The organism is uncultured Tateyamaria sp. (assembly GCF_947503705.1).
Lineage (GTDB): Bacteria > Pseudomonadota > Alphaproteobacteria > Rhodobacterales > Rhodobacteraceae > Tateyamaria.
The window spans coordinates 763,931-783,733 of sequence record NZ_CANNES010000001.1 but is presented as its reverse complement, the minus strand read 5'-3'; the positions used below and the strand labels follow the sequence as shown (position 1 = coordinate 783,733).

At 59.6% G+C, this 19,803-nt stretch carries 19 protein-coding genes; 6 read left to right on the top strand and 13 right to left on the bottom strand.

Annotated features, from left to right (window positions below):
• Positions 1–25: 25 nt before the first annotated feature.
• The 5 genes from Q1A44_RS03885 to Q1A44_RS03865 all read right to left on the bottom strand — a co-directional run bounded on the left by Q1A44_RS03885 (position 26) and on the right by Q1A44_RS03865 (position 5,007).
• On the bottom strand, positions 26–1,057 hold the full coding sequence (locus Q1A44_RS03885; RefSeq protein WP_299619945.1) for a branched-chain amino acid ABC transporter permease: 1,032 nt from the start codon (positions 1,055–1,057) through the stop codon (positions 26–28).
• Positions 1,057–1,620 carry a hypothetical protein gene (locus tag Q1A44_RS03880; protein ID WP_299619942.1) on the bottom strand — a complete coding sequence of 188 codons (564 nt, stop codon included), beginning with the start codon at positions 1,618–1,620 and terminating at the stop codon, positions 1,057–1,059. The genes Q1A44_RS03885 and Q1A44_RS03880 overlap by 1 nt, the downstream gene beginning before the upstream one ends.
• 13 nt (positions 1,621–1,633) lie before the next feature.
• The gene (locus tag Q1A44_RS03875) at positions 1,634–2,131 is read right to left on the bottom strand and encodes a hypothetical protein (protein ID WP_299619939.1); all 498 of its coding nucleotides are present in this window, start codon (positions 2,129–2,131) and stop codon (positions 1,634–1,636) included.
• The gene (locus tag Q1A44_RS03870; protein ID WP_299619936.1) at positions 2,124–2,942 is read right to left on the bottom strand and encodes an ABC transporter ATP-binding protein; all 819 of its coding nucleotides are present in this window, start codon (positions 2,940–2,942) and stop codon (positions 2,124–2,126) included. The genes Q1A44_RS03875 and Q1A44_RS03870 overlap by 8 nt, the downstream gene beginning before the upstream one ends.
• A gap of 94 nt (positions 2,943–3,036) precedes the next feature.
• Positions 3,037–5,007 (bottom strand): AMP-binding protein, encoded by a 1,971-nt coding sequence (locus tag Q1A44_RS03865; RefSeq protein ID WP_299619933.1) that lies wholly within the window; start codon positions 5,005–5,007, stop codon positions 3,037–3,039.
• A gap of 189 nt (positions 5,008–5,196) precedes the next feature.
• On the opposite strand from Q1A44_RS03865, the gene Q1A44_RS03860 reads away from it, so the two are divergent.
• The 3 genes from Q1A44_RS03860 to Q1A44_RS03850 are packed head-to-tail and all read left to right on the top strand — an operon-like array spanning position 5,197 to position 8,048.
• Complete coding sequence (locus tag Q1A44_RS03860) at positions 5,197–7,095, top strand: PAS-domain containing protein (protein WP_299619930.1); 1,899 nt, start codon at positions 5,197–5,199, stop codon at positions 7,093–7,095.
• Positions 7,092–7,796, top strand: a complete 705-nt coding sequence (locus Q1A44_RS03855; protein WP_299619927.1) for a response regulator transcription factor — start codon at positions 7,092–7,094, stop codon at positions 7,794–7,796. Before Q1A44_RS03860 ends, Q1A44_RS03855 begins: the two co-directional genes overlap by 4 nt.
• Positions 7,797–7,823: 27 nt before the next feature.
• Entirely contained in the window at positions 7,824–8,048 is a 225-nt protein-coding gene (locus tag Q1A44_RS03850) for a WGR domain-containing protein (RefSeq protein ID WP_299619924.1), read from the top strand.
• Here Q1A44_RS03850 and Q1A44_RS03845 read toward each other — a convergent pair.
• A complete protein-coding gene (locus Q1A44_RS03845) occupies positions 8,045–9,229 on the bottom strand; it encodes a hydantoinase/carbamoylase family amidase (RefSeq protein WP_299619921.1) in 1,185 nt (394 codons plus the stop codon). The genes Q1A44_RS03850 and Q1A44_RS03845 overlap by 4 nt on opposite strands.
• A gap of 100 nt (positions 9,230–9,329) precedes the next feature.
• Positions 9,330–12,095 carry a formate dehydrogenase subunit alpha gene (gene fdhF / locus Q1A44_RS03840; RefSeq protein WP_299619918.1) on the bottom strand — a complete coding sequence of 922 codons (2,766 nt, stop codon included), beginning with the start codon at positions 12,093–12,095 and terminating at the stop codon, positions 9,330–9,332.
• Positions 12,096–12,407: 312 nt separating this feature from the next.
• Between fdhF and Q1A44_RS03835 the strand changes: the two genes are divergently transcribed.
• The 3 genes from Q1A44_RS03835 to Q1A44_RS03825 are packed head-to-tail and all read left to right on the top strand — an operon-like array spanning position 12,408 to position 14,732.
• Positions 12,408–13,061: a histidine phosphatase family protein gene (locus tag Q1A44_RS03835; protein ID WP_299619915.1), complete on the top strand. Its 654-nt coding sequence runs from the start codon at positions 12,408–12,410 to the stop codon at positions 13,059–13,061.
• Positions 13,062–13,068: 7 nt separating this feature from the next.
• Positions 13,069–13,680, top strand: coding sequence for a glutathione S-transferase family protein (locus Q1A44_RS03830; protein WP_299621369.1), 612 nt, complete (start codon positions 13,069–13,071; stop codon positions 13,678–13,680).
• Entirely contained in the window at positions 13,677–14,732 is a 1,056-nt protein-coding gene (locus tag Q1A44_RS03825) for a saccharopine dehydrogenase (RefSeq protein WP_299619912.1), read from the top strand. The genes Q1A44_RS03830 and Q1A44_RS03825 overlap by 4 nt, the downstream gene beginning before the upstream one ends.
• Positions 14,733–14,793: 61 nt before the next feature.
• Here Q1A44_RS03825 and Q1A44_RS03820 read toward each other — a convergent pair whose 3' ends face one another.
• From Q1A44_RS03820 to Q1A44_RS03795, 6 genes are all read right to left on the bottom strand, one after another.
• Entirely contained in the window at positions 14,794–15,117 is a 324-nt protein-coding gene (locus Q1A44_RS03820) for a DUF3775 domain-containing protein (protein WP_299619909.1), read from the bottom strand.
• A gap of 62 nt (positions 15,118–15,179) precedes the next feature.
• Positions 15,180–15,917, bottom strand: coding sequence for an SDR family NAD(P)-dependent oxidoreductase (locus Q1A44_RS03815; protein WP_299619906.1), 738 nt, complete (start codon positions 15,915–15,917; stop codon positions 15,180–15,182).
• A complete protein-coding gene (locus tag Q1A44_RS03810) occupies positions 15,914–16,492 on the bottom strand; it encodes a DUF3833 family protein (RefSeq protein WP_299619903.1) in 579 nt (192 codons plus the stop codon). Before Q1A44_RS03810 ends, Q1A44_RS03815 begins: the two co-directional genes overlap by 4 nt.
• A gap of 1 nt (position 16,493) precedes the next feature.
• Positions 16,494–17,723 carry an MFS transporter gene (locus tag Q1A44_RS03805; protein WP_299619900.1) on the bottom strand — a complete coding sequence of 410 codons (1,230 nt, stop codon included), beginning with the start codon at positions 17,721–17,723 and terminating at the stop codon, positions 16,494–16,496.
• The gene (locus Q1A44_RS03800; RefSeq protein ID WP_299619897.1) at positions 17,720–18,478 is read right to left on the bottom strand and encodes a DUF1365 domain-containing protein; all 759 of its coding nucleotides are present in this window, start codon (positions 18,476–18,478) and stop codon (positions 17,720–17,722) included. The genes Q1A44_RS03805 and Q1A44_RS03800 overlap by 4 nt, the downstream gene beginning before the upstream one ends.
• Positions 18,475–19,776: an FAD-dependent oxidoreductase gene (locus Q1A44_RS03795; protein ID WP_299619894.1), complete on the bottom strand. Its 1,302-nt coding sequence runs from the start codon at positions 19,774–19,776 to the stop codon at positions 18,475–18,477. Before Q1A44_RS03795 ends, Q1A44_RS03800 begins: the two co-directional genes overlap by 4 nt.
• Between the last annotated feature and the right edge of the window lie 27 nt (positions 19,777–19,803).

The following is a 19,803-nucleotide window of genomic DNA, read 5'->3' as shown; positions in this document are numbered from 1 at the left end:
AATGGGGTCGCCCGCACGGGACAGATCATACACGTTCAATGATCTTCTCCCCAAACAAGCCCTGCGGACGGAACACGAGGAAGATCAACGCCAGTACATAGGCAAACCAGTTCTCCGTCGCGTTCATGGTAAATCCAAAGAGCGCCCCCGCCAGATCGTTCGACGACATGAAGAACTCAAAGAGCTTTTCGCCCACGCCAATGATCAAGCCACCCACGATGGCCCCGGGGATCGACGTAAACCCGCCCAGCATCAGCACCGGCAAGGCTTTGAGCGCGATCAGCGACAGCGAGAACTGAACACCCGATTTCGCGCCCCACATGATGCCCGCCACTAGGGCCACAAAACCCGCAACAGACCACACCAAGATCCAGATATAGTTCAACGACACACCCACGGACAAAGCGGCCTGGTGGTCATCGGCTACGGCGCGCATGGCGCGGCCCTGCTTGGTGTACTGGCTGAAGGCGACCAGCGCGGCCACCAGGATGATGGCAATGATCGTCGCCGTAATGTCCAGATTATCTATGAAAAAGCCGTAGCCAAAGATGTTGTACGTTGCCTCGTCAATGGCGAGGTTGATGCCTTGCGGTAGACAGGTCCCATCCGTAAGGCAGACATCCAGTTTTTTGATCTCGGAATTCCACATCAGGTCGGCCACACCCTCCAGCAGATAGGCCAAACCAATGGTCGCCATGAAGAGGATGATCGGTTCCTGACCCACCAGATGTTTGAAAATGAACCGCTGCACCGCCCAAGCGAGGGCAATCATCACAAACACCGTTAGAACAATGGCGATGACGGAGTGGATCTCCCATCCAAAGTGATGGATCTTGGTCCCGAATATCGCGTTGATCATGTGGGCAAAGGGCACTTGGCCCGTCTGGATACCCACCAACGTCATCGCTGCAAACAAGGCCATGACGCCTTGGGCAAAGTTGAAAATCCCCGAGGCCTTGAAGATCAGGACAAAGCCAAGAGCGACAAGCGCATACATTACCCCCGCCATCAGCCCGTTCAGGGACACCTCCATGGCATAGACAAGCTGTTCGGGCATCACTTCATCTCCACTTGCATCAGGTCGCGCGTGTGATCGCGCAAAGGCTGGTAGGACACACGCAACCGCGTCAGCCCCTCAAAGTTCAAATTCCAGTTGAACGTGATCTCGGTCACGCGACCGTCGCCGCGCGGTGCAGCGAGGAAGGTCGCGGCATAGGCGCGGTCCATGCTGATCCGCGAGGTGGGCTCAAAGCCCGTTGTCGCGACAAAACGGGCACCGGGGCCCGCGCGCCACGCCTGAAAGGCGGGCAGCAACTCGGCATAGCTTAGCCCATAGGTCAGAACCTCGCAGGCCGGTTCGTCATACATGAACACAACCAGGGTGCGGTCCAGATTCGTTTCCTGATAGCCGATCGCATAGCTGTTGAGCGCTGATTCAAAATAGCGCCGGAAGGTGCGCGGCACCTCCAAAAGGTCGTTGGGCGACAGGCTGGCCGGATCGGCCAAAAAGGGCAGGCATTGCGCTTCGATCACTTGGCACAGGCCCGCCATACCAGGCTGCGACGCATCGCAAATCGCGGGCTCGTCGGCCAAAACCGGCCCCCCCCAAAGGGCGGCCATTATCGCCAGAGCCTTAACTCTCAAGGTCAGTTTCCACAATTTCATAGGCCGTCCGCACAGCAGTAACTTCGACACGCATCATCACACGCGGCTCGATCCACTCGTTGCTCATCATCCATGGGGTTGGCCCCGGAACGTAGCGCCCCGTATCGGCTTGTTCTGCCAACCAATCAGCTGCGCCCTGTGACACTTCGTGGCCCGCGTATTCAACAGCACAAGCGCGCTCGCCATCACGCGGCGCCGCGTTCAGAACCAAAATGTATCCCTCGTCCGTTGGCCCAAAAACATGCGACGCATCATGCATCTGATCTACCGGCTGCGGTGAAAGGCCATCGACAACCGCAAGGCTCTGATGCTCAAACGGGTCGAGGCAGCGGGCCACAAACATATCCCATGCGTCCGCCGCAGCGGCCCCGGGCAGAGCGACCAACGCACCGATACAATACCGACGCAATACCGACGCAATACCGACATGGGTTTTGGCCCAAGTTTTGGCCCGTGTCTCAGTCATGCGCCACGCCCAGATAGGCATCGATCACCGCCTGATTACCGCGCACTTCGTCAGGCGTGCCGTCGCCGATCTTCTTGCCATAGTCCATCACGACAACCCGGTCGCTGAGGTCCATGACAACACCCATATCATGCTCGATCAACGCAATTGTGGTGCCAAACTCGTCATTCACGTCAAGGATAAAGCGGCTCATGTCCTCCTTCTCTTCAACGTTCATCCCCGCCATTGGCTCGTCGAGCAAAAGCAGTGACGGTTCGGCCACCAGGGCACGGGCCAACTCGACCCGCTTTTTCAAGCCATAAGGCAAACGGGATACAGGCGTCTTGCGGATCGCCTGAATTTCCAAGAAATCAATAATCTTCTCGGCGACTTCTCGGTTCGCAGTCTCTTCGGCCTCTGCCTTGCCGCGCCACAAGGCCTGCGAAAACAAACCGGTCTTCATATGGGTCAACCGGCCCGTCATGACGTTGTCGAGCACAGACATCCCCTCAAACAAGGCGATGTTCTGGAACGTACGCGCAATGCCCTGACGGGCCACCTCAAACGGCTTCATCTGCGGACGAGGCGCGCCCTTGTAAAACACCTGCCCCTCTTGCGGCACATAGAACCCAGAAATGACGTTGAGCATCGAGGATTTGCCAGCCCCGTTGGGCCCAATGATCGCCCGGATTTCCCCCTCGCGAATGTCGAAAGAAATATCCTTGATCGCCTCAACACCCCCAAATCTAAGGGTAATGTTCTTCATCTCCATCACAACAGGGCCAATCTGGCGCCCATCCGCGGTAACGTATCCTTCGGTCTGATCCAGCATCACACAGACCCCTTCATTGTTCCAAAAATACTCAAGCCTCGCAGAGACATATGGGATGGTGGGCGGGGCGATGCCGCAGGCGAGCGCCGTACCATCATTCCGCCGCCATCTTGGTCACAACCGCAGACGTTGCCGCATCGCAGATCGTCAACGTGGCCGAAATCGAGCCTTTGCGCCCATCCTCATAGGTTACTTCCGTGGTGGTCGAGACCTCCGACGAGCCATCATACAGCGCGTCAATGATATCTGCGTATTTCTCTTCGATGATCCTGCGGCGCACCTTGCGGGTCCGGGTCAATTCGCCATCATCCGCGTCCAATTCCTTGTGAAGCACGACAAAGCGGTGGACCTGACAGCCCGACAACATCTCGTCTTGAGCGACTGAAACGTTCACTTCTTCCACATGGGCCTTGATCGTGGCCAGAACCTGCGGATGCTGCGCCAGTTCCTGGTAGGAGGCGTAGCCGATATTGTTCCGCTCGGCCCAATTGCCCACCGCTGTGAGGTCGATGTTGATAAAGGCCGCACATTCCGAACGGCCATTGCCAAAGACGACCGCCTCCAGAATGTTTGGAAAGAACTTTAGCTTGTTCTCAACGTATTTCGGCGCGAACAGGGACCCATCGGCCATTTTGCCCACATCCTTGGCGCGGTCGATGATCCGCAAGTGGCCCGTGTCAGGCTCGATGAAACCTGCATCACCCGTGGCCACCCAGCCTTCCGCGTCCTTGGTGTCAGCGGTGCTTTCCGCGTTCTTGTAGTACTCCACAAATACACCAGGCGAGCGGTAAAACACCTCGCCATTGTCCGCGATCTTCAACTCCACGCCCGGGCACTGAACACCCACCGTATCGCTGCGAACTTCGCCATCGGGCTGGGCTGTGATAAACACGGTGGCTTCGGTCTGGCCGTAAAGCTGTTTCAGATTGATGCCCAAAGAGCGATAGAAGTCAAAGATTTCCGGGCCAATAGCCTCACCAGCGGTATAGCCCACGCGTACTCGGCTGAACCCAAGCGTGTTCTTCAGCGGCCCGTACACCATCAACTCGCCCAGATGATATTTCACCCGGTCAAACAGGCTCACATCCTTGCCGTCCAGAATGCCGGGGCCGACCTTGCGGGCGTGGTTCATGAAGTAGTGGAACAGGCGTTGCTTGAACTTGCCCGCATCCTCCATCCGGATCATCACGTTGGTCAGCTGCGTTTCAAACACGCGGGGCGGCGCAAAGTAATAGGTCGGCCCGATCTCGCGCAGGTCCACATGCATCGTGTCAGCGCTTTCAGGGCAGTTGGTGCAAAACCCGGTCCAAAGCGCCTGGCCCACGGAAAAGATAAAATCGCCCACCCAGGCCATCGGCAGATAGGCCAGAATGTCGTCGGTCTGACGCAGATCGTCGAAGTCAGAGGATGACTTCGACGTCTCGATTACATTGCGGTTGGACAGGACAACACCCTTGGGCTTGCCCGTCGTGCCCGAGGTATAGAGCATCACGCAGGTGCTGTCGTAATTCAGCTTGTCGATGCGCGCCTGCATCACCGGGCGCAACTCGTCGATCTTGGCGCGGCCCGCATCCTGAACGTGAGAATACTGGTGCAACTTGGAATGATCGTATTTCCGCAATCCGCGCGGATCGAGGTAAATCATCTGCTCAAAGCCGGGCAATTCGCGCTGCACTTCGATGACCTTGTCGACCTGCTCCTGGTCGCCTGCAATGACAAAACGCGCACCACAATGACCAAGGGTATAGGCCATCTCTTCGGCCGCCGCGTCCTGATACAAGGGCACAGGGATGGCCCCGCACATCTGCGCCGCCATCATCGACCAATAAAGGTGTGGCCGGTTTCGACCGATCACGGCAACAAAGTCGCCTTCGTTCAAACCAAGGTCAATCAGACCAAGGGCCAGCGCCTCAATCTCGTCACGGGTTTCGGACCAGGTCCAGCTTTGCCAAATCCCGAATTCCTTTTCGCGATACGCAGGGGCATCGCCGAATTCCGTTGCATTTCGGTGCAGAAGCGCCGGGACAGACGTCAGTCCTCCGGCACCCGTTGGGGTCGTAGCCACTATATTTCCTCCCGACACGTCCCGTTTTCGGGATCGCGCATGACCGCTTTGGCGATTCTTTACCCGTATAAGGATGTTACCTTGACCTTGAAGGTCAACTTTTTCCTGATGTTTTCCCAAACCTTACGAATTGTAACAGGCCGGTTTGCGCCGTTGTACGATGTGACAGGTCAATGCTAGCCATAACGGATGCAGCCCGATCCACAGCCATCCCTGACGGCCTCTGGCCTGAACCTGATTGCGCAAGCCCTGACGATCTATGATCGTGATCTGCGGCTGGCCGTCTGCAATGCGCCGTTCCAGCAGATGTTCGATCTGCCCGATGCGCTGGTCACGCCCGGCTCTACCTTTCGCGAAACGATCACGCATCTGGCCCAGCGGGGCGAATATGGACCCATTGATGATCTGGATGCCTTTGTACAGGAACGCGTCGATCAGGCCCGCGCGTTCGAACCACATTACATGGAACGCACCCGCGCCAATGGCCGCACCATCAGCGTCGAAGGATCGCCTTTGCCGCAAGGGGGGTGGGTCACCGTCTATACCGATATTTCCCACACCAAGGCCCAAGAGGCCCTGCTGCGCGCCCGCGCATCAGAGCTGAGCGATCAGGTGCTGACCCACGCCGAGGCGCTCTCCAGCACCAATCGCGAACTGGCAGCCACCATCGCCGCATTGGAGGAAGCCAAGCGCCAGTTGACCCAGACCGAGGCCCGCACGCGCCTTACGACGGAAATGATGCCTGCCCACATCGCCCATGTGGACCCAAGCGGGCACTACACCTTTTCCAACCGCCGCCTGAACGCTGTCATCCCGGGCCGCCCGTCCGAGATCATGGGCCAGCATATCTCGAACGCTTTGGGCGAATTTGCCTACGGCCGCATCGCTCCTTATCTGGCCCAAGCCTATCGCGGCAAAGCGTCCGTGTTCGAGTTCACCGACGAGGTCAGCGCCCGGCGCATCCGCGTGGCTTTCACCCCCGACGAGGTCGGCGGCGTCTACATCCTGTCCATGGACGTGACAGAAGAAACCCAGGCCCGCGTCGCCCTGCAGCAAAGCCGCAGGCGCGCAATGGCAGCGCAAATGACGTCTGGGCTGGCGCATGATTTCTCCAACCTGTTGACCATCATCCTTGGACTGCAATCCAAATTGGGGCGTCTACCGGATATGCCGGAAGCGGCCACATCCCTGATCAACGGCACTGTGTCTGCCGCCCGGCGTGGCGGTGAGCTGCTGGACAACATTGCGGGCATGACCGCCGGGCGCACCCTGCGCCCCGCTGCCACGGACATCGCGGTTCTGTTGTCAGATGTGGCCACACTGGCCCATTCCACCCTGCCCCAAGGCCTGTCGCTGATTGTCGAGCCAACCGGGATCGAGGGCCGCTATATGCTTGATCCGGGCATGGCACAGGATTCCGTGCTCAACCTGATTCTGAATGCCCGCGACGCCTGCGGCACCCAAGGGCAGATCACCCTGTCGGCCCGGATCGTGCACGACACCTGGATCGAGTTTACAGTCAGCGACAGCGGCCCCGGCTTTTCCGATGATGCACTTGAAAGGGGCTGTGATCCGTTTTTTACCACCAAGGGCAGCGAAGGGTCGGGCCTGGGCCTGCCCATGGTCTATGACATGACGAAACTGGCGGGCGGCGACCTGAGGCTGGGCAACGGGGATCAGGGTGCCATGGTCCGCCTGCGCCTGCCGATGCGACCCGCGCCTGCCGCATCCGGCGCTCTGGTGCTGCTGGTGGAAGATGAGCCGGATCTGCGGCAGCATTACCGCGACATGCTGATCGACCTTGGCCATTCCGTCATCGAGGCCACAGGTGTGGACGAGGCCATCGCATTGACGGCCGACTTACCCGATATCAGCTTTGTCCTGTCCGATATTTCACTGGGCGACGGGGCGCGCACCGGCGTCGATCTAGCCACCCAATTGAACGGAACCTTGCCCGTTGTGCTTATGACGTCGCTGCCGCCCTCCGATCCTTTGCATAGCGCCGCGGTCCAAGCGGCCCCTGTGCTCAAGAAACCCTTTGGCCAGTCCGATCTGGTCGCCCTTTTGCATCTTGAGGGAGCCGCATGACCGAAGCCCCCCTTATCACCATCCTAGATGATGAACCGGCCATCCGAACAATCCTGTCCGATGCCTTGGAAGAGGCAGGTTTTCGCACGCTCAGCTTTTCAAGAGCCTCTTCATTCGAGGCAGCTCTGAAAACGCACAAACCCGATGTCTGCCTTGTGGACCTGGGCCTGCCCGACACCGACGGCCTCACTTTGGTGCATCGCCTCGCGCTGGAACAAGGGGCAACCGTCATCATCATCTCGGGCCGCGCTCAGGTACAAGACCGGGTGACAGGACTGGAGCTGGGGGCCGACGACTACATCATCAAACCCTTCGATCCGGCCGAGGTCCTGGCCCGCATCCGGGTTCGTCTACGCAGCCCCAAGCCTGCCCCCTCCGCTGGGCAAATCGCTCAGTTCAACGGCTGGACAGCCTCTTTCGACAGCTACACGCTGACCGATGACACAGGCGCCCAGACTCCGTTTTCACATGCCGAAGGCGAAGTATTGCGCCTGTTTCTCGACGCCCCCAAACGGCTGATCAGCCGCGCCCAAATGCAGGAACTGCTCGGTGGGGCGGCAGGTGACAGCTTTGACCGGGCGATGGATGTCCGGATCAGCCGCCTGCGGACCAAACTGAACGAAGACCCGAAAAATCCCCGCCTGATCAAGACGATCTATGGCGCGGGCTACATCTTCCTTGGCGATGTGCGCTGGACCTGACCCCATGTGTTGTGGCAGCTTCAACCCATGCTAGATGTTCTGCTTTATCGTGAAGGCACGCGCCGGCCCTGGTTCTACCGGGTGGAGATTGCGATGAACCTTTTTGCCGAGGCATCGGTGATCGTGGAATGGGGGTTGATGGGCGGCACGCCCTGTCGCCGGGTTTCATGCCACAGTGATCTGCGCGCGGCGTCTCAGGCCGCTGACAGCTACCGCAACCGCGCATTGCGGCGCGGTTATATCCGCAGTTAGAGGCCCGCCGCCCGCGCCAGCACGCGCAGGCCTGCAACCAGATCATCCTCGTCAGTGTCTTCCTCAAACGCATGGCTGATCCCGCCGATGGAAGGCACAAACAGCATCGCTACTGGCATCAACCGCGCCACGTTCGTCGCGTCATGCAGTGCGCCGGATGGCATCTTCCGCCATGCACCCGGCGCGATTTCTAACGCCGCGCGCTCAAGCCGCCCGCGCAGCTCAGGGTCCATCGCCACAGGCTCCAGCCCCAGCAACGGGCCAAGCGAAACACCCAAGCCCATCTCGGACTTCACCTCTTCCAGTGTCGCCTCGATGATCCCCTGCATTCGCGCCAACCGGTCCGCATCCGCATCACGCCATTGCATGGAAAACCGAACCTCACCCGGCACAATAGACGAAGCGTTGGGGCTCACGCTCACATGGCCAATGGTCCAAACGGTTTGCGGCGTCACAACATTACGCAGCCGATCATTCAAGCGGCTGGAAAAGGCAACGAGGCCCTGAACCGCGTCCCGGCGCAGCGCCATGGGCGTGGTGCCTGCGTGGTTTTGTTGCCCGCTCAGAGTGATGACCCTGTCGCGAATGCCGACAATATCAGTGACAACGCCGATTTGCTCACCCGCCGCGTCGAGCGCAGGACCTTGTTCGATATGTAATTCGACAAAGCCTGTGAACTGCGCCGGATCAATTGGCTCACCAACTCGATCACCCAATCCCGCCCGCGCATCACGCAGCAATATCCCATCGTGATCAGCCAAAGCATCGGCAGCATCCAGGCTCAGTCCACCGGACCAAACGTTCGATCCCGTGGTCACGCCAAAGCGGCCCTCTTCATCCTGAAAAGACACTACTGAAATCGCAGGCCCACCGGCCTCGATACTCGCCCGCGCCACCTCCAAAGCGGCGACAACGCCAAGCGCGCCGTCCAACCAGCCACCAGTTAGTTGACTGTCAGAATGCGACCCCAGCAAAATCGATGGCCCCGGCGCCAAACCAAAAAGATTGCCCATCGCATCAAATCGCGGGGTCAAACCCGCATCTGCCATTCGGCCCCGCAACCAATCCCGCGCCGCCAAATCAGGTGCAGAATATGCAGGACGCACAACCCCCGCGCCGTGGGCGCCAAACTGGCGCAAGCGATGCAGATCGGACAAGAAGCGACGCGGATCAATCGCCATAAAGCACCTTCTTTTGGCCAAAAGTATCCTGGGGAGTTTGAGGGGCAAAGCCCCTCATCAGCAAAAATAGATAGTGCGCGCCGACAGGCGCTCCTTCAGGTCACTCCGCCGCAACAGCGTTTGCAACAGCCTCGACACGGACCGCAGAAAACTTGAACTCCGGAATCTTGCCATAGGGGTCGACCGCCGGGTTTGTCAGAATATTGGCCGCTGCCTCCACGTAAGCAAAGGGCAGGAAAACCATGTCGGGCGACACCGCGCGATCCTCACGGGCCATGATCTCGATAGACCCCCGCTTGGTCGTCAACCGCACAGCATCCCCCGCAACAATCCCCAGCTTACGCAAAGTCGACGGATGCAGCGAACAATTCGCCTCAGGTTCTACAGCGTCAAGTACGGTGGCCCGGCGGGTCATTGACCCCGTATGCCAATGCTCCAGCTGACGCCCCGTGGTGAGGATCATAGGATACTCCGCATCCGGTACATCATCTGGTGCGATGACGGCCGCAGGGGTAAAGCGCGCGCGGCCATCAGGCCGCGGGAAACCGTCACCAAACACAATTGGCTGGCCGGGATCTTCGGGCGACAACGAAGGATAGGTCACCGCGTTCTGCGCCTCCAAACGGTCCCACGTAATGTTCTCAAGCGACCGCATGTTCAGCTTCATTTCGGCAAACACATCAGCGGGGCTCTGGTAGTCCCAGCCCAAGCCAAGCCGTTTCGCCAACTCGACCTCGATCCACCAATCCTCGCGGGCCTCACCGGGGGGTGGCACGGCAGGGCGGCCCATCTGAACCTGACGGTTGGTGTTCGTCACAGTCCCCGACTTTTCGGCAAAGGCGCTCGCGGGCAGGATCACATCCGCATAATTCGCAGTCTCGGTGATGAAAATATCCTGCACCACGAGGTGATCCAGCTTGGCCAGCGCATCCCGCGCGTGTTCCACATCGGGGTCCGACATGGCCGGGTTTTCGCCCAGCACATACATCGCCTTGATGTTGCCCGCATGGACCTCATCCATGATCTCGGTGACGGTCAGACCCTTTTCATTGGAAAAATCCTCAGACCCCCAGACATCGGTAAAGGCAGAGCGGACGCCATCATCCGTTACCGGCTGATAATCGGGCAGGAACATCGGGATCAAACCCGCATCAGACGCGCCCTGCACATTGTTCTGACCGCGCAGCGGATGCAGCCCTGCACCTGGGCGGCCAACCTGACCCGTCATCAAGGCCAGCGAAATCAGGCAGCGCGAATTGTCCGTGCCATGGATGTGTTGCGACACGCCCATGCCCCAGAAAATCATAGCGGACTTTGCCCCGGCAAAGGTCCGCGCCACATCGCGCAGAACCTCTGCCTCAATGCCACAAATCTCTGCCATCTTCTCAGGTGCAAAGGCGGCAAGGTGTTCCTTTTCCGCTTCCCAATTCTCCGTATAGGCGTCGATATATTGTTGGTCGTAGAGGCCCTCATCGACAATCGTATGCATGATCGCGTTCAGCATCGACACATCCGCGCCGGGCCGGAATTGCAGCATGTGGGAAGAGAACCGCTTGAGCGCCTGCCCCCGTGGGTCCATCACGATCAGCTTGCCACCGCGCTTGGTGAACTGCTTGAAATAGGTCGCGGCAACGGGGTGGTTTTCGATGGGGTTACAGCCGATGGCAATCGCGACATCTGCATTCTCAATCTCATTGAATGTGGCTGTAACTGCGCCCGACCCCACGTTCTCCATCAGCGCCGCGACCGAAGACGCGTGGCACAAACGGGTACAGTGATCGACATTGTTGTGGCCAAAGCCCTGACGGATCATCTTTTGAAACAGGTATGCTTCCTCGTTCGTACATTTGGCCGAACCAAAGCCCGCAACCTCACGACCTCGCCCCTTCATGCCATTGGCGGCAAAATCCAGCGCTTCGTCCCAGCTCGCCTCGCGGAAATGGGTCTGCCAATTGCCGGGGTCTACGTTGAGCCCCTTGGCAGGCGCATCCTCGCGGCGGATCAGCGGCTTGGTCAGGCGGTGGTCGTGGTGGATATAATCAAAGCCAAAGCGCCCCTTGACGCATAGCCGCCCCTCGTTTGCGGGTCCGTTGATCCCATCCACATATTTGACCTTGCCGTCCTTCACTTTCAGCGAAATCTGGCATCCGACGCCACAGAACGGGCAGATGCTCTCGACTTCGCTGTCGAAATCCGCGCTGTCACCGACTTGGGCATCGTCCACGACCGAGGACGGCATCAGTGCGCCCGTCGGACAGGCCTGGACACATTCGCCGCAGGCCACGCAGGTGCTGTCACCCATCGGGTCAGCCATATCGAAGGTGGGATAGCTGTCGTGGCCCCGCCCCGACATGCCAATCACGTCATTGACCTGAACCTCGCGGCAAGCGCGCACGCACAAACCACAGGAAATGCAGGCATCCAGATTGACGGACATCGCCACGTGGCTGTCGTCGAGCAGCGGAATGCGCCCCTCTTCCAGCTTGGGAAAGCGGCTTTCGCTGACACCGTTTGCATCGGCCATGTCCCACAGATGGGCGGACTTGTCGTGGGCGATATCGCGCGCGGGTTGGTCCCCTACGAGCATCTCAACAACCATCTTGCGCGCGTTTTCGGCGCGCGCAGAATTGGTGGTGACAACCATCCCCTCGGCAGGTTCCCGAATGCAGGACGCGGCCAAGACACGCTCGCCTTCGATCTCGACCATGCAGGCGCGACAGTTGCCGTCAGGGCGGTATCCAGGCGCAGGTTTATGGCACAGATGCGGGATCACAAGGCCGCGGCCATTGGCCACTTCCCAGATGGTCATGCCGGCCTCGGCCTCAACCTCGGCCCCGTCCAGCGTAAAAGTCACCTTGCCCGTCATTGCGCATGTCTCCCTGATCTTGGGGCAGTTCTATCGCAGCAGGGCTGATCCGAGGACTCCCAATCCCGACACGAAGGCCCGATTTTACGCCACCGGCGTTTCCGATCCGCGCCATAGCATCCCCCAGCGCACCAGCGGCGTCCCCGCTCAGTCCGCCACCACCCGGCAAAGACAGGCCAACGCCAAGCAGAACGTCAGCAAGAACCACCGGTCCACCTTCTTTGCTCCAAAAAAACCCGCGCGGACGGCTGCCGCGCTTTCCACAGGGCGGCCCCTGCCCTAGAACAACCCAAACACCAGCCGAAAGCGCAAATGTCTCACATCACCCTCATCCGCCACGGTCAGGCCAATTCCCAAGCCAAGGACGAAGCCAGCTATGACCGGCTCAGCCCCCTGGGCCATCAACAATCCGCCTGGCTGGGTCAGCACCTGCGTGACACGCATCAACGCCACACGCGGCTCTTTACCGGTACGCTGCGCAGACATGTTGAAACGGCGGATGGCATGGACACCGGATTGACGGCAACCCGCGATGCACGGCTGAACGAGTTGGAATATTTCACCCTCGCCACGGCGCTGGAACAAGAACACGGCATCCCGATCCCCACCGAACAGGCGCATTTCACAGCGCACTTGCCGCGCGTCTTTGCCGCTTGGCAAGGCGGCATCCTCGAAGGCGCGCCAGAGACGTTTCAATCGTTCGAGACGCGCGTTCAAGACGCCCTGACTGAAATCGTTTCCGGCCAAGGCCCGGCACTCGTCGTCACATCCGGTGGGCTGATTTCAATGACGATGAAACAGCATCTCGGCCTCACGATCGAGGCCATGGCAAATGTGGCGCTCGCGATCATGAACACCTCGATCCACCGGCTGCATCCCATCGGCGGCACCTGGGCGCCGGTGATGTTCAACGCCATTCCGCATCTGGAAAATCCCGATCGGCATCACGCCCAAACCCATGTCTGAGGTCCCCATGAAACTGCATTACGCCCCAGGAACCATCTCCATCGCCGCCGCCATCGCGCTCGAAGAGGCGGGCCTCGACTACACCGCCCACAAGCTGGATTTCAGCCAGGGCGACCAGAACAGTACCGCCTATCTGGCAATTAATCCCAAGGGCCGCGTGCCCGCCTTGGATGTGGACGGGCAAATCCTGACGGAAACCGGCGCGATCCTTGACTTCGTCGCCGCCCACGATCCGCGCCTTATGCCTGCCGACCTGGTCCATGCCGCCCACGCGCGCAGCGTGATGTATTACCTCGCCTCGACCATGCACGTAAACCACGCCCACAAGATGCGCGGTCACCGCTGGGCGGACAATGCCGCCAGCCATGCCGACATGACGGCCAAGGTACCCGAAACGATGACCGCCTCTGCAACCTTCGTTGAGGCGGGGTGCATCCGTGGCACATACGTTCTGGGCGATCACTTCTCCATCGCTGATTGCTACCTCTTTGTGGTTTGCAACTGGCTGCCCGGCGACGGCGTCGACCTCGCCCCCTTTCCCAAGATCCGCGCATTTATGGACGCGATGGAGGCCCGGCACAGCGTCCAGACCGTGCGCGCCAACGGCATGCTGCCATGACCCACCTCTGGGTCCGCGCGGAGCAACGCGAGAACGAAGAGCGCGTGGGGCTTACCCCTTCAGGGGCAGCCCGACTCATCGCCGCCGGGATCAAAGTCACTGTCGAGGACAGCACGTCGCGCTGCCTGCCCACCGATGCCTATGCACAGGCCGGGGCCACGATCGCGCCTGAAAACAGCTGGCCCACAGCGCCGAATGACGCCATCATTTTCGGCCTCAAGGAATTGCCCGATGACGGCACGGCCTTGGCGCATCGACACATCATGTTCGGCCACGCCTTCAAGGGGCAGCCCTCCGGCCAGATTCTGCTGAAACGCTTCCAAGAGGGGGGCGGCACGCTTCTCGATCTGGAATATCTTGTCGACGAAGCCGGCCGCCGGGTTGCCGCTTTCGGCTATTGGGCAGGCTATGCCGGGGCCGCTGTCGCGCTCAAATGCTGGGCCGCGCAGCAGAAAAACCAGATCGCGGGCCCTGTCGGCACGTATCCGAGTTCAACCCGCTTGCTGGCCGATCTGCAATCTGACCTGGTCGCTACAGGCAGCCACCGCCCAACCGCGCTCATCATCGGTGCGTTGGGCCGCGTGGGCACAGGGGCCGCAGACCTCTGTACCGCGATGGGCGTGCCCACTGCCCGCTGGGACATGGAAGAGACACAGCACGGCGGTCCTTTCCCTGAAATCCTGACCCACGACATCTTCTTCAACTGTATTCTGGCACGGCCCGGCACGCCGGTCTTTGTACCCGCCGACACCCCGCACCGTGCGGGGAAACTAACAGTGATCGGTGATATCGCCTGCGATCCCGACAGCGATTTTTCCCCCATCAAGGTCTATGACCGAACAACAACATGGCATGCGCCTGCGCTGCGGGTTCATGACGCGCCGCCACTTGATGTGACAGCCATCGACAACCTGCCCTCCATGTTACCGGTGGAATCCTCCGAGGATTATGCAGAACAGCTTCTGCCTTCGCTCCTCACACTCACAATGACGCAATCAGGAGTCTGGGGTCGGGCCAAAGCGACCTTCGACAAGGCCCTGACACAACTCTGATTCCAGCTTCAGCTTCCTGGGTAAACTCTATGGGCGTTTGAGGGTGTGAAACCCCAAGCGCTCACCGCAATAGCGCCTCTTCGTCATCGCGAATCGAGATGCCAAGCGCATCCAGACCGCTTTCGATGTGGTCGGTGAAATGGGGCGTGCCAAGCACATAATCAGCACAAGGCGTGGTTGCTTCAGCTTCTGCCGTTGCCCGCGCCTCGGCCCATTCGCTGGCGTCAAAGGCACCGCGCCCGATCCACATGATCGCCACCAGTTCGGCTTGTTCATCGCGGCCCAGCCGCTCGATAACGGGGCGCAGTTCAGGTTCCGCCCGGTCCAACTCACGACCCATCAAGACCACTTGGGCCAGGATTCCTCGGTCAATCTCCAATTCCATGATGCATCTCCTTTGGGTCAGAATGCATCCATGGACAGGCACCCGCCTTGATCCTGCTCAAATCAGGCAAAAATGCGGTAATAGAGCCAATCAGGCAAAAACTGCGACCCACGGAACAGCAGGGAAAAGAGCGTCGGAAAGCTTTTCTTGAACCGTTCCGTCAGCATCAGTTCAAACATCTCACGGGCCGCGTCCTCCGGCTCCATGATGAAGGGCATGTTGAACTCGTTCTTTTCGGTCAACTGCGTCTTGATGAAGCCCGGATTGGCCACTTGCACCCGTACACCTGTCTTACGCAGGTCCGCATACATGCACTCGGCCAGCGACATGGTCGCCGCCTTTGAAGCGGTATACCCGATAGAGCCGGGCAAGCCGCGAAACCCGGTGAGGGACGAGGTGATCACGATATGCCCTGCGTCGCGGGCCACGAATTGCGGCACGACTTGCCCCAACACGCGCATGAAGCCGGTGAAATTTACATCCGCCATGGCCACGGCCTGATCGGCATCCCAGTCCTTGGCACCAAAGGGCCAATAGACGCCCGCCAGCAACACGACCCCGTCAATCTCACCAATCGCGGCCGCAGCCTCGCGCACGTTGTCGTCGTCCGAAATATCAACCGTTTGAAATGACGCCTTGCCAGGCAACTCATCAACCAAAGCGGCCAATTTGTCCTCGGAACGGGAGGACACGATCACCTCGATGCCCGCACGGCTCATGCAATGGGCCAGCGCCTTGCCCAGCCCATCGCCTGCACCAACCAACCAGTACCGCTTGCCCGTCAGATCAATATCACTCATGCTGCACGCTTCATTTCTGCCGGTGCAGGGCGCATGGTGGCGACAAGTTCGGCGACTTTCAGTCCGTATTTGCGAAATTGAGAGCGGTTCACGATGGTCCCGTTCGGGGCCAGATACATCCAGTCGACCGTGTCCAGCACATGACCACCATCGCTGTCGGGCAGCTTGAATTTATACTTGAGCTGCACTGTATCGCCCGATTGCTGGCCCGTGCCTTCGCCCACCACGTCGCTGGCGGTCGCGCGGATTTTTCCATCATTGCCCAGGGTCAGGTTCCAGGCGCGGGTCTGCTCGGACCCGTCGTTATAGTAGAACACTTCGTTCATCACGCCCTTGTTGCCTTCCCACTGGCACTCGAACTCTCCGACAAAGCGCGAGGAAACACGCCCCAAAGGCCCGTAAATCACGCCCTCACAGATGATCGGGCCATTCAGGTGCGTGCGGATGTCAAACACCTCGCCGCTTGCGGCATAATCTTCGGGGGTTTGCGCGACAAAACCGGCATAGCGTGACCGGGCCCAGGTCAGCGCGATCATAGCCAGCGCACCAAGCGCCATGAACAAAAACGCATCCATCTCAGGTCTCCTTCAGGTCTGTCGTGGCCAGCAGAACGATGGCAACAACTTTGAGGCCGCAGGGCACCGCTGCATATAGCAGGGTGAGAAGCATCAAGGCTTCGGGCGGGTTGGTGGCTGCACCGCTGACAAATCCGGCCTGCTCAAGCGCGGGCAAAAGAAGGACAGCGGCAAAGGCCAATGTGAATTTCGATACGAACGACCAGAGGCCAAAGCCTTCGGCGGCAGAGGGGCTGATCCGCGCCATACGTGACGCAAAGACCGCCGGTAGAACTGTGAGGTCCGCGCCCAGCGTGGCCCCTGACAAGGCGCAGATCACGGCAAAGATCATCCAATCGCCTGGCCCCAGTGTCAGTGCGCCTCCAAAAGCCAGGATCGCGAGCACCATCGCACTCAGCAGTACCGGCTTGGCGCCGTAGCGTTCGGCCAGACGGCCCCAGAACGGTGCGGCAATGGCGGCCGACAGAAAGAATAGCAGCAGGAGCGGACCCTCAAATCCGGGCGCGATCAACCGGCTTTCGACAAAGAACAGAAACAGTGTGGAACTCACCGCGACCGGCGCAGCATTCACCAGCGCGATCAGCAGCAGTTTGCGCGCCAGCGGGTCGCCCAACACTGCTTTGAACCCCATGGACGGGGGCAGCCCATCGCTCACCCATTCGCCACGCATCATCACGATGGCGGCCAGGGCCAATACCAGAAAGCCAACCGCAAACCCGGCAAAGGGCGCGCCCATGAGCCCACCCAGCATCACAGGGGCAATCGCTGCGACGCAGACGCCAAGCAAGGCCCCTGTTTCCCGCCACCGCGCCAACATCAGATGACCCTGACCCGGCAAGCGATCGGCCTTGACGACGCCCTGTGCGTAAAAGTTGATGGTGAGAAAGCTGAACCCCGAAAACACGCCCGTGAGCATCAGTGCAAACCAAATGAGCGGTGACATCGGCGGCGACACAGCAAAGAGGCCAAACATCGACAGCGCCATGATCGTCGTGCCGATCATGACAGCCAATCCTCGACGGCTCCGCAACGCCTCGCTCAGCCGACCAAAGAGCGGGTCTTGAACCACATCGAAAAGCCGCAGCGCAAAGAGCACGCCGCCAAGCGCGGCCAGCGACACACCATATTCATCCACGTAAAACTTGGGCGCATGGATATAGATCGGCAACCCCGCAGACGCGAGTAAGGCCGCGAACACGGCATAGGCTGGCAATGAATGGCTACGGCTCACCGCGACACCTCTTTTGAGGGGGGCACGGGGCGGGCGCGATAGACGGCTTTCTTCCACCAGAGCTTGAGCGCCTGCCAATGGATCAACGTCAGCACCCGGCGCGAGCCAAAAGGCCTCCGCAAAACCGCCCAAAGCACAGACCGATTTGTCAGGGCGCATCGCCGCCCGGTGAGGGTTGCAACCAAACCACCCTCGCCGCGCGAATAGTCGATCCAGATGCCGATCCGATCATTTGTGATGTCAAAGCGGAACTCATAGCCCCCCTCGACCGGTTGAAAGGGCGAGACATGTAGGATCTTGGTCGCCTGCAAACGGTCCGACGCCGCGATGGGTCGCAGGTCGGAATGATGCACAAGATAGCTGTGCCGGTCGCCAAAAGTGTTCGTGACCTCTGCAATGACGGCGATCAAGGCCTCATCCGCGCGCCGGCACAGCCAAAAGCTGACCGGGTTGAACACATGGCCCAGAACCTTGGGCTGGGCCAGAAGCTCGATCCGGGCCACTCCGGTCACTTGATGAGCCTCAAGTACATCACGGACCCAGGCGGCCCCGCGCCCCGCCTTGGGCGCGCCGCCATGGTCGATGTCGTCCAAGGCGGTCAAACTACGGCCGTTGCGCGCAAACAGGCGTGGGGTTTTTACCCTCGCCTCGGCATCCAGCAGCACATAGTCCACAGAATATCGGAAGGCGTTGGTGATCGCCCCCTTGCGCCCGTGATAGGTCTGGCCCGCGATATGATCGACGGTCAGGGTCATTCGGCGGCAAACTGCACTTGATCTGCGCGTTTCATCATGTCGACGACTTCCGCAGCACTGGCCAGGCCATCCTCATGGAAACCATGGCGCATCCAAGCGCCGCAGAACCACGTATTGTTCGTCCCGTTCATGGCCCGCACGCTATCTTGCGCGGCCAGGGCCGCAAGATCGTAGACCGGGTGGCGCAGGGTAGTCTGATCATAGATCAACTCGTCGCGAATGGTCCGCTTGGTGTTGAGCGTCACAAAATGCGGGTCGTTCATCGGCACCGGTTGCAGCGAATTGATCCAATAGGTGAGGTCGATGCGGTCGGTTTGGGCATCCTTGTCTTCGGTATAAACCCAGCTTGACCAGGTCTGGCGACGCTTGGGCATGATGGCTTCGTCACAATGCAAGGTGACCTCATTGGGCTGGTATTTGACGGCCCCCAACATGCGGCTTTCGTCAGCACTGGGGTCGGCAAGCATCTTGAGGCTGTCATCGGAATGGGTGGCAAAGACGACTTCGTCAAAAGCTTCCCACTCACCGCGCCAAGCCTTGACCTCAACACCCACAGGCGTGCGGCGTACCGACTGAATGGCCGCGTTCAGGCGGATGTCGACACCATTGCCGATCATCGCAGCTTCGAGGCGGCGCACATATTCGATGGAGCCACCATCGACAGTATACCACTGGTGCTGGCCCGTATGGCTTAACAACGCGTGGTTTTCGAAAAACTGGATCATCGCATGGGCCGGGAAATCCATGATCTTTTCCACCGGTGTGGACCAAATGGCACCACTCAGAGGCAAAAGGTAATATTTGCGGAACCACTCGCCTGTGCCCAACACGTCCAGGAACTGAGCTACTGTACGGGTCCGATCCGCGTTCGCAACGCGCAGAGCATTTTTGTTGAAGCGAAAGATGTCGCGGACCATGCCCAGAAACCGCGGGTCCAGCGCGTTTCTTCGCTGGGCAAAGAGGGCGTCCAGGCTGGCCAACCCATATTCCAGTAGACCCCCGTCAATGGACGCACCAAAGCTCATGTTGGATTTGACGACGGGCACCTGCAACTCGGCAAAAAGGTCAGCCATCAAAGGATAGTTGGCGTAGTTAAAGACCAAAAAGCCGGTATCGACGGGTTGATTGCCATCCTTGCCCGCCATGATGGTGCGGGCATGGCCACCCAAACGATGTTCTGCCTCAAACAGGGTCACTTTATTCTCGGGTGCAAGCATGTGCGCTGCCCCCATGCCGCTGATGCCTGCCCCTATGACGGCGATGCGTTTGGACGGGCGGGGAAAGTTCTCGAAAGGCATGTAGGCAAGGTCCTGATCGTATGATGT

What these genes read in the sequence shown, in the direction of transcription:
- Q1A44_RS03885 (WP_299619945.1), bottom strand. Translation starts at nt 1,057, where the DNA reads ATGCCCGAACAGCTTGTCTATGCCATGGAGGTGTCCCTGAACGGGCTG.
- Q1A44_RS03880 (WP_299619942.1), bottom strand. Translation starts at nt 1,620, where the DNA reads ATGGCCGCCCTTTGGGGGGGGCCGGTTTTGGCCGACGAGCCCGCGATT.
- Q1A44_RS03875 (WP_299619939.1), bottom strand. Translation starts at nt 2,131, where the DNA reads ATGACTGAGACACGGGCCAAAACTTGGGCCAAAACCCATGTCGGTATT.
- Q1A44_RS03870 (WP_299619936.1), bottom strand. Translation starts at nt 2,942, where the DNA reads ATGCTGGATCAGACCGAAGGATACGTTACCGCGGATGGGCGCCAGATT.
- Q1A44_RS03860 (WP_299619930.1), top strand. Translation starts at nt 5,197, where the DNA reads ATGCAGCCCGATCCACAGCCATCCCTGACGGCCTCTGGCCTGAACCTG.
- Q1A44_RS03855 (WP_299619927.1), top strand. Translation starts at nt 7,092, where the DNA reads ATGACCGAAGCCCCCCTTATCACCATCCTAGATGATGAACCGGCCATC.
- Q1A44_RS03850 (WP_299619924.1), top strand. Translation starts at nt 7,824, where the DNA reads ATGCTAGATGTTCTGCTTTATCGTGAAGGCACGCGCCGGCCCTGGTTC.
- Q1A44_RS03845 (WP_299619921.1), bottom strand. Translation starts at nt 9,229, where the DNA reads ATGGCGATTGATCCGCGTCGCTTCTTGTCCGATCTGCATCGCTTGCGC.
- fdhF (WP_299619918.1), bottom strand. Translation starts at nt 12,095, where the DNA reads ATGACGGGCAAGGTGACTTTTACGCTGGACGGGGCCGAGGTTGAGGCC.
- Q1A44_RS03835 (WP_299619915.1), top strand. Translation starts at nt 12,408, where the DNA reads ATGTCTCACATCACCCTCATCCGCCACGGTCAGGCCAATTCCCAAGCC.
- Q1A44_RS03830 (WP_299621369.1), top strand. Translation starts at nt 13,069, where the DNA reads ATGAAACTGCATTACGCCCCAGGAACCATCTCCATCGCCGCCGCCATC.
- Q1A44_RS03825 (WP_299619912.1), top strand. Translation starts at nt 13,677, where the DNA reads ATGACCCACCTCTGGGTCCGCGCGGAGCAACGCGAGAACGAAGAGCGC.
- Q1A44_RS03820 (WP_299619909.1), bottom strand. Translation starts at nt 15,117, where the DNA reads ATGGAATTGGAGATTGACCGAGGAATCCTGGCCCAAGTGGTCTTGATG.
- Q1A44_RS03815 (WP_299619906.1), bottom strand. Translation starts at nt 15,917, where the DNA reads ATGAGTGATATTGATCTGACGGGCAAGCGGTACTGGTTGGTTGGTGCA.
- Q1A44_RS03810 (WP_299619903.1), bottom strand. Translation starts at nt 16,492, where the DNA reads ATGGATGCGTTTTTGTTCATGGCGCTTGGTGCGCTGGCTATGATCGCG.
- Q1A44_RS03800 (WP_299619897.1), bottom strand. Translation starts at nt 18,478, where the DNA reads ATGACCCTGACCGTCGATCATATCGCGGGCCAGACCTATCACGGGCGC.
- Q1A44_RS03795 (WP_299619894.1), bottom strand. Translation starts at nt 19,776, where the DNA reads ATGCCTTTCGAGAACTTTCCCCGCCCGTCCAAACGCATCGCCGTCATA.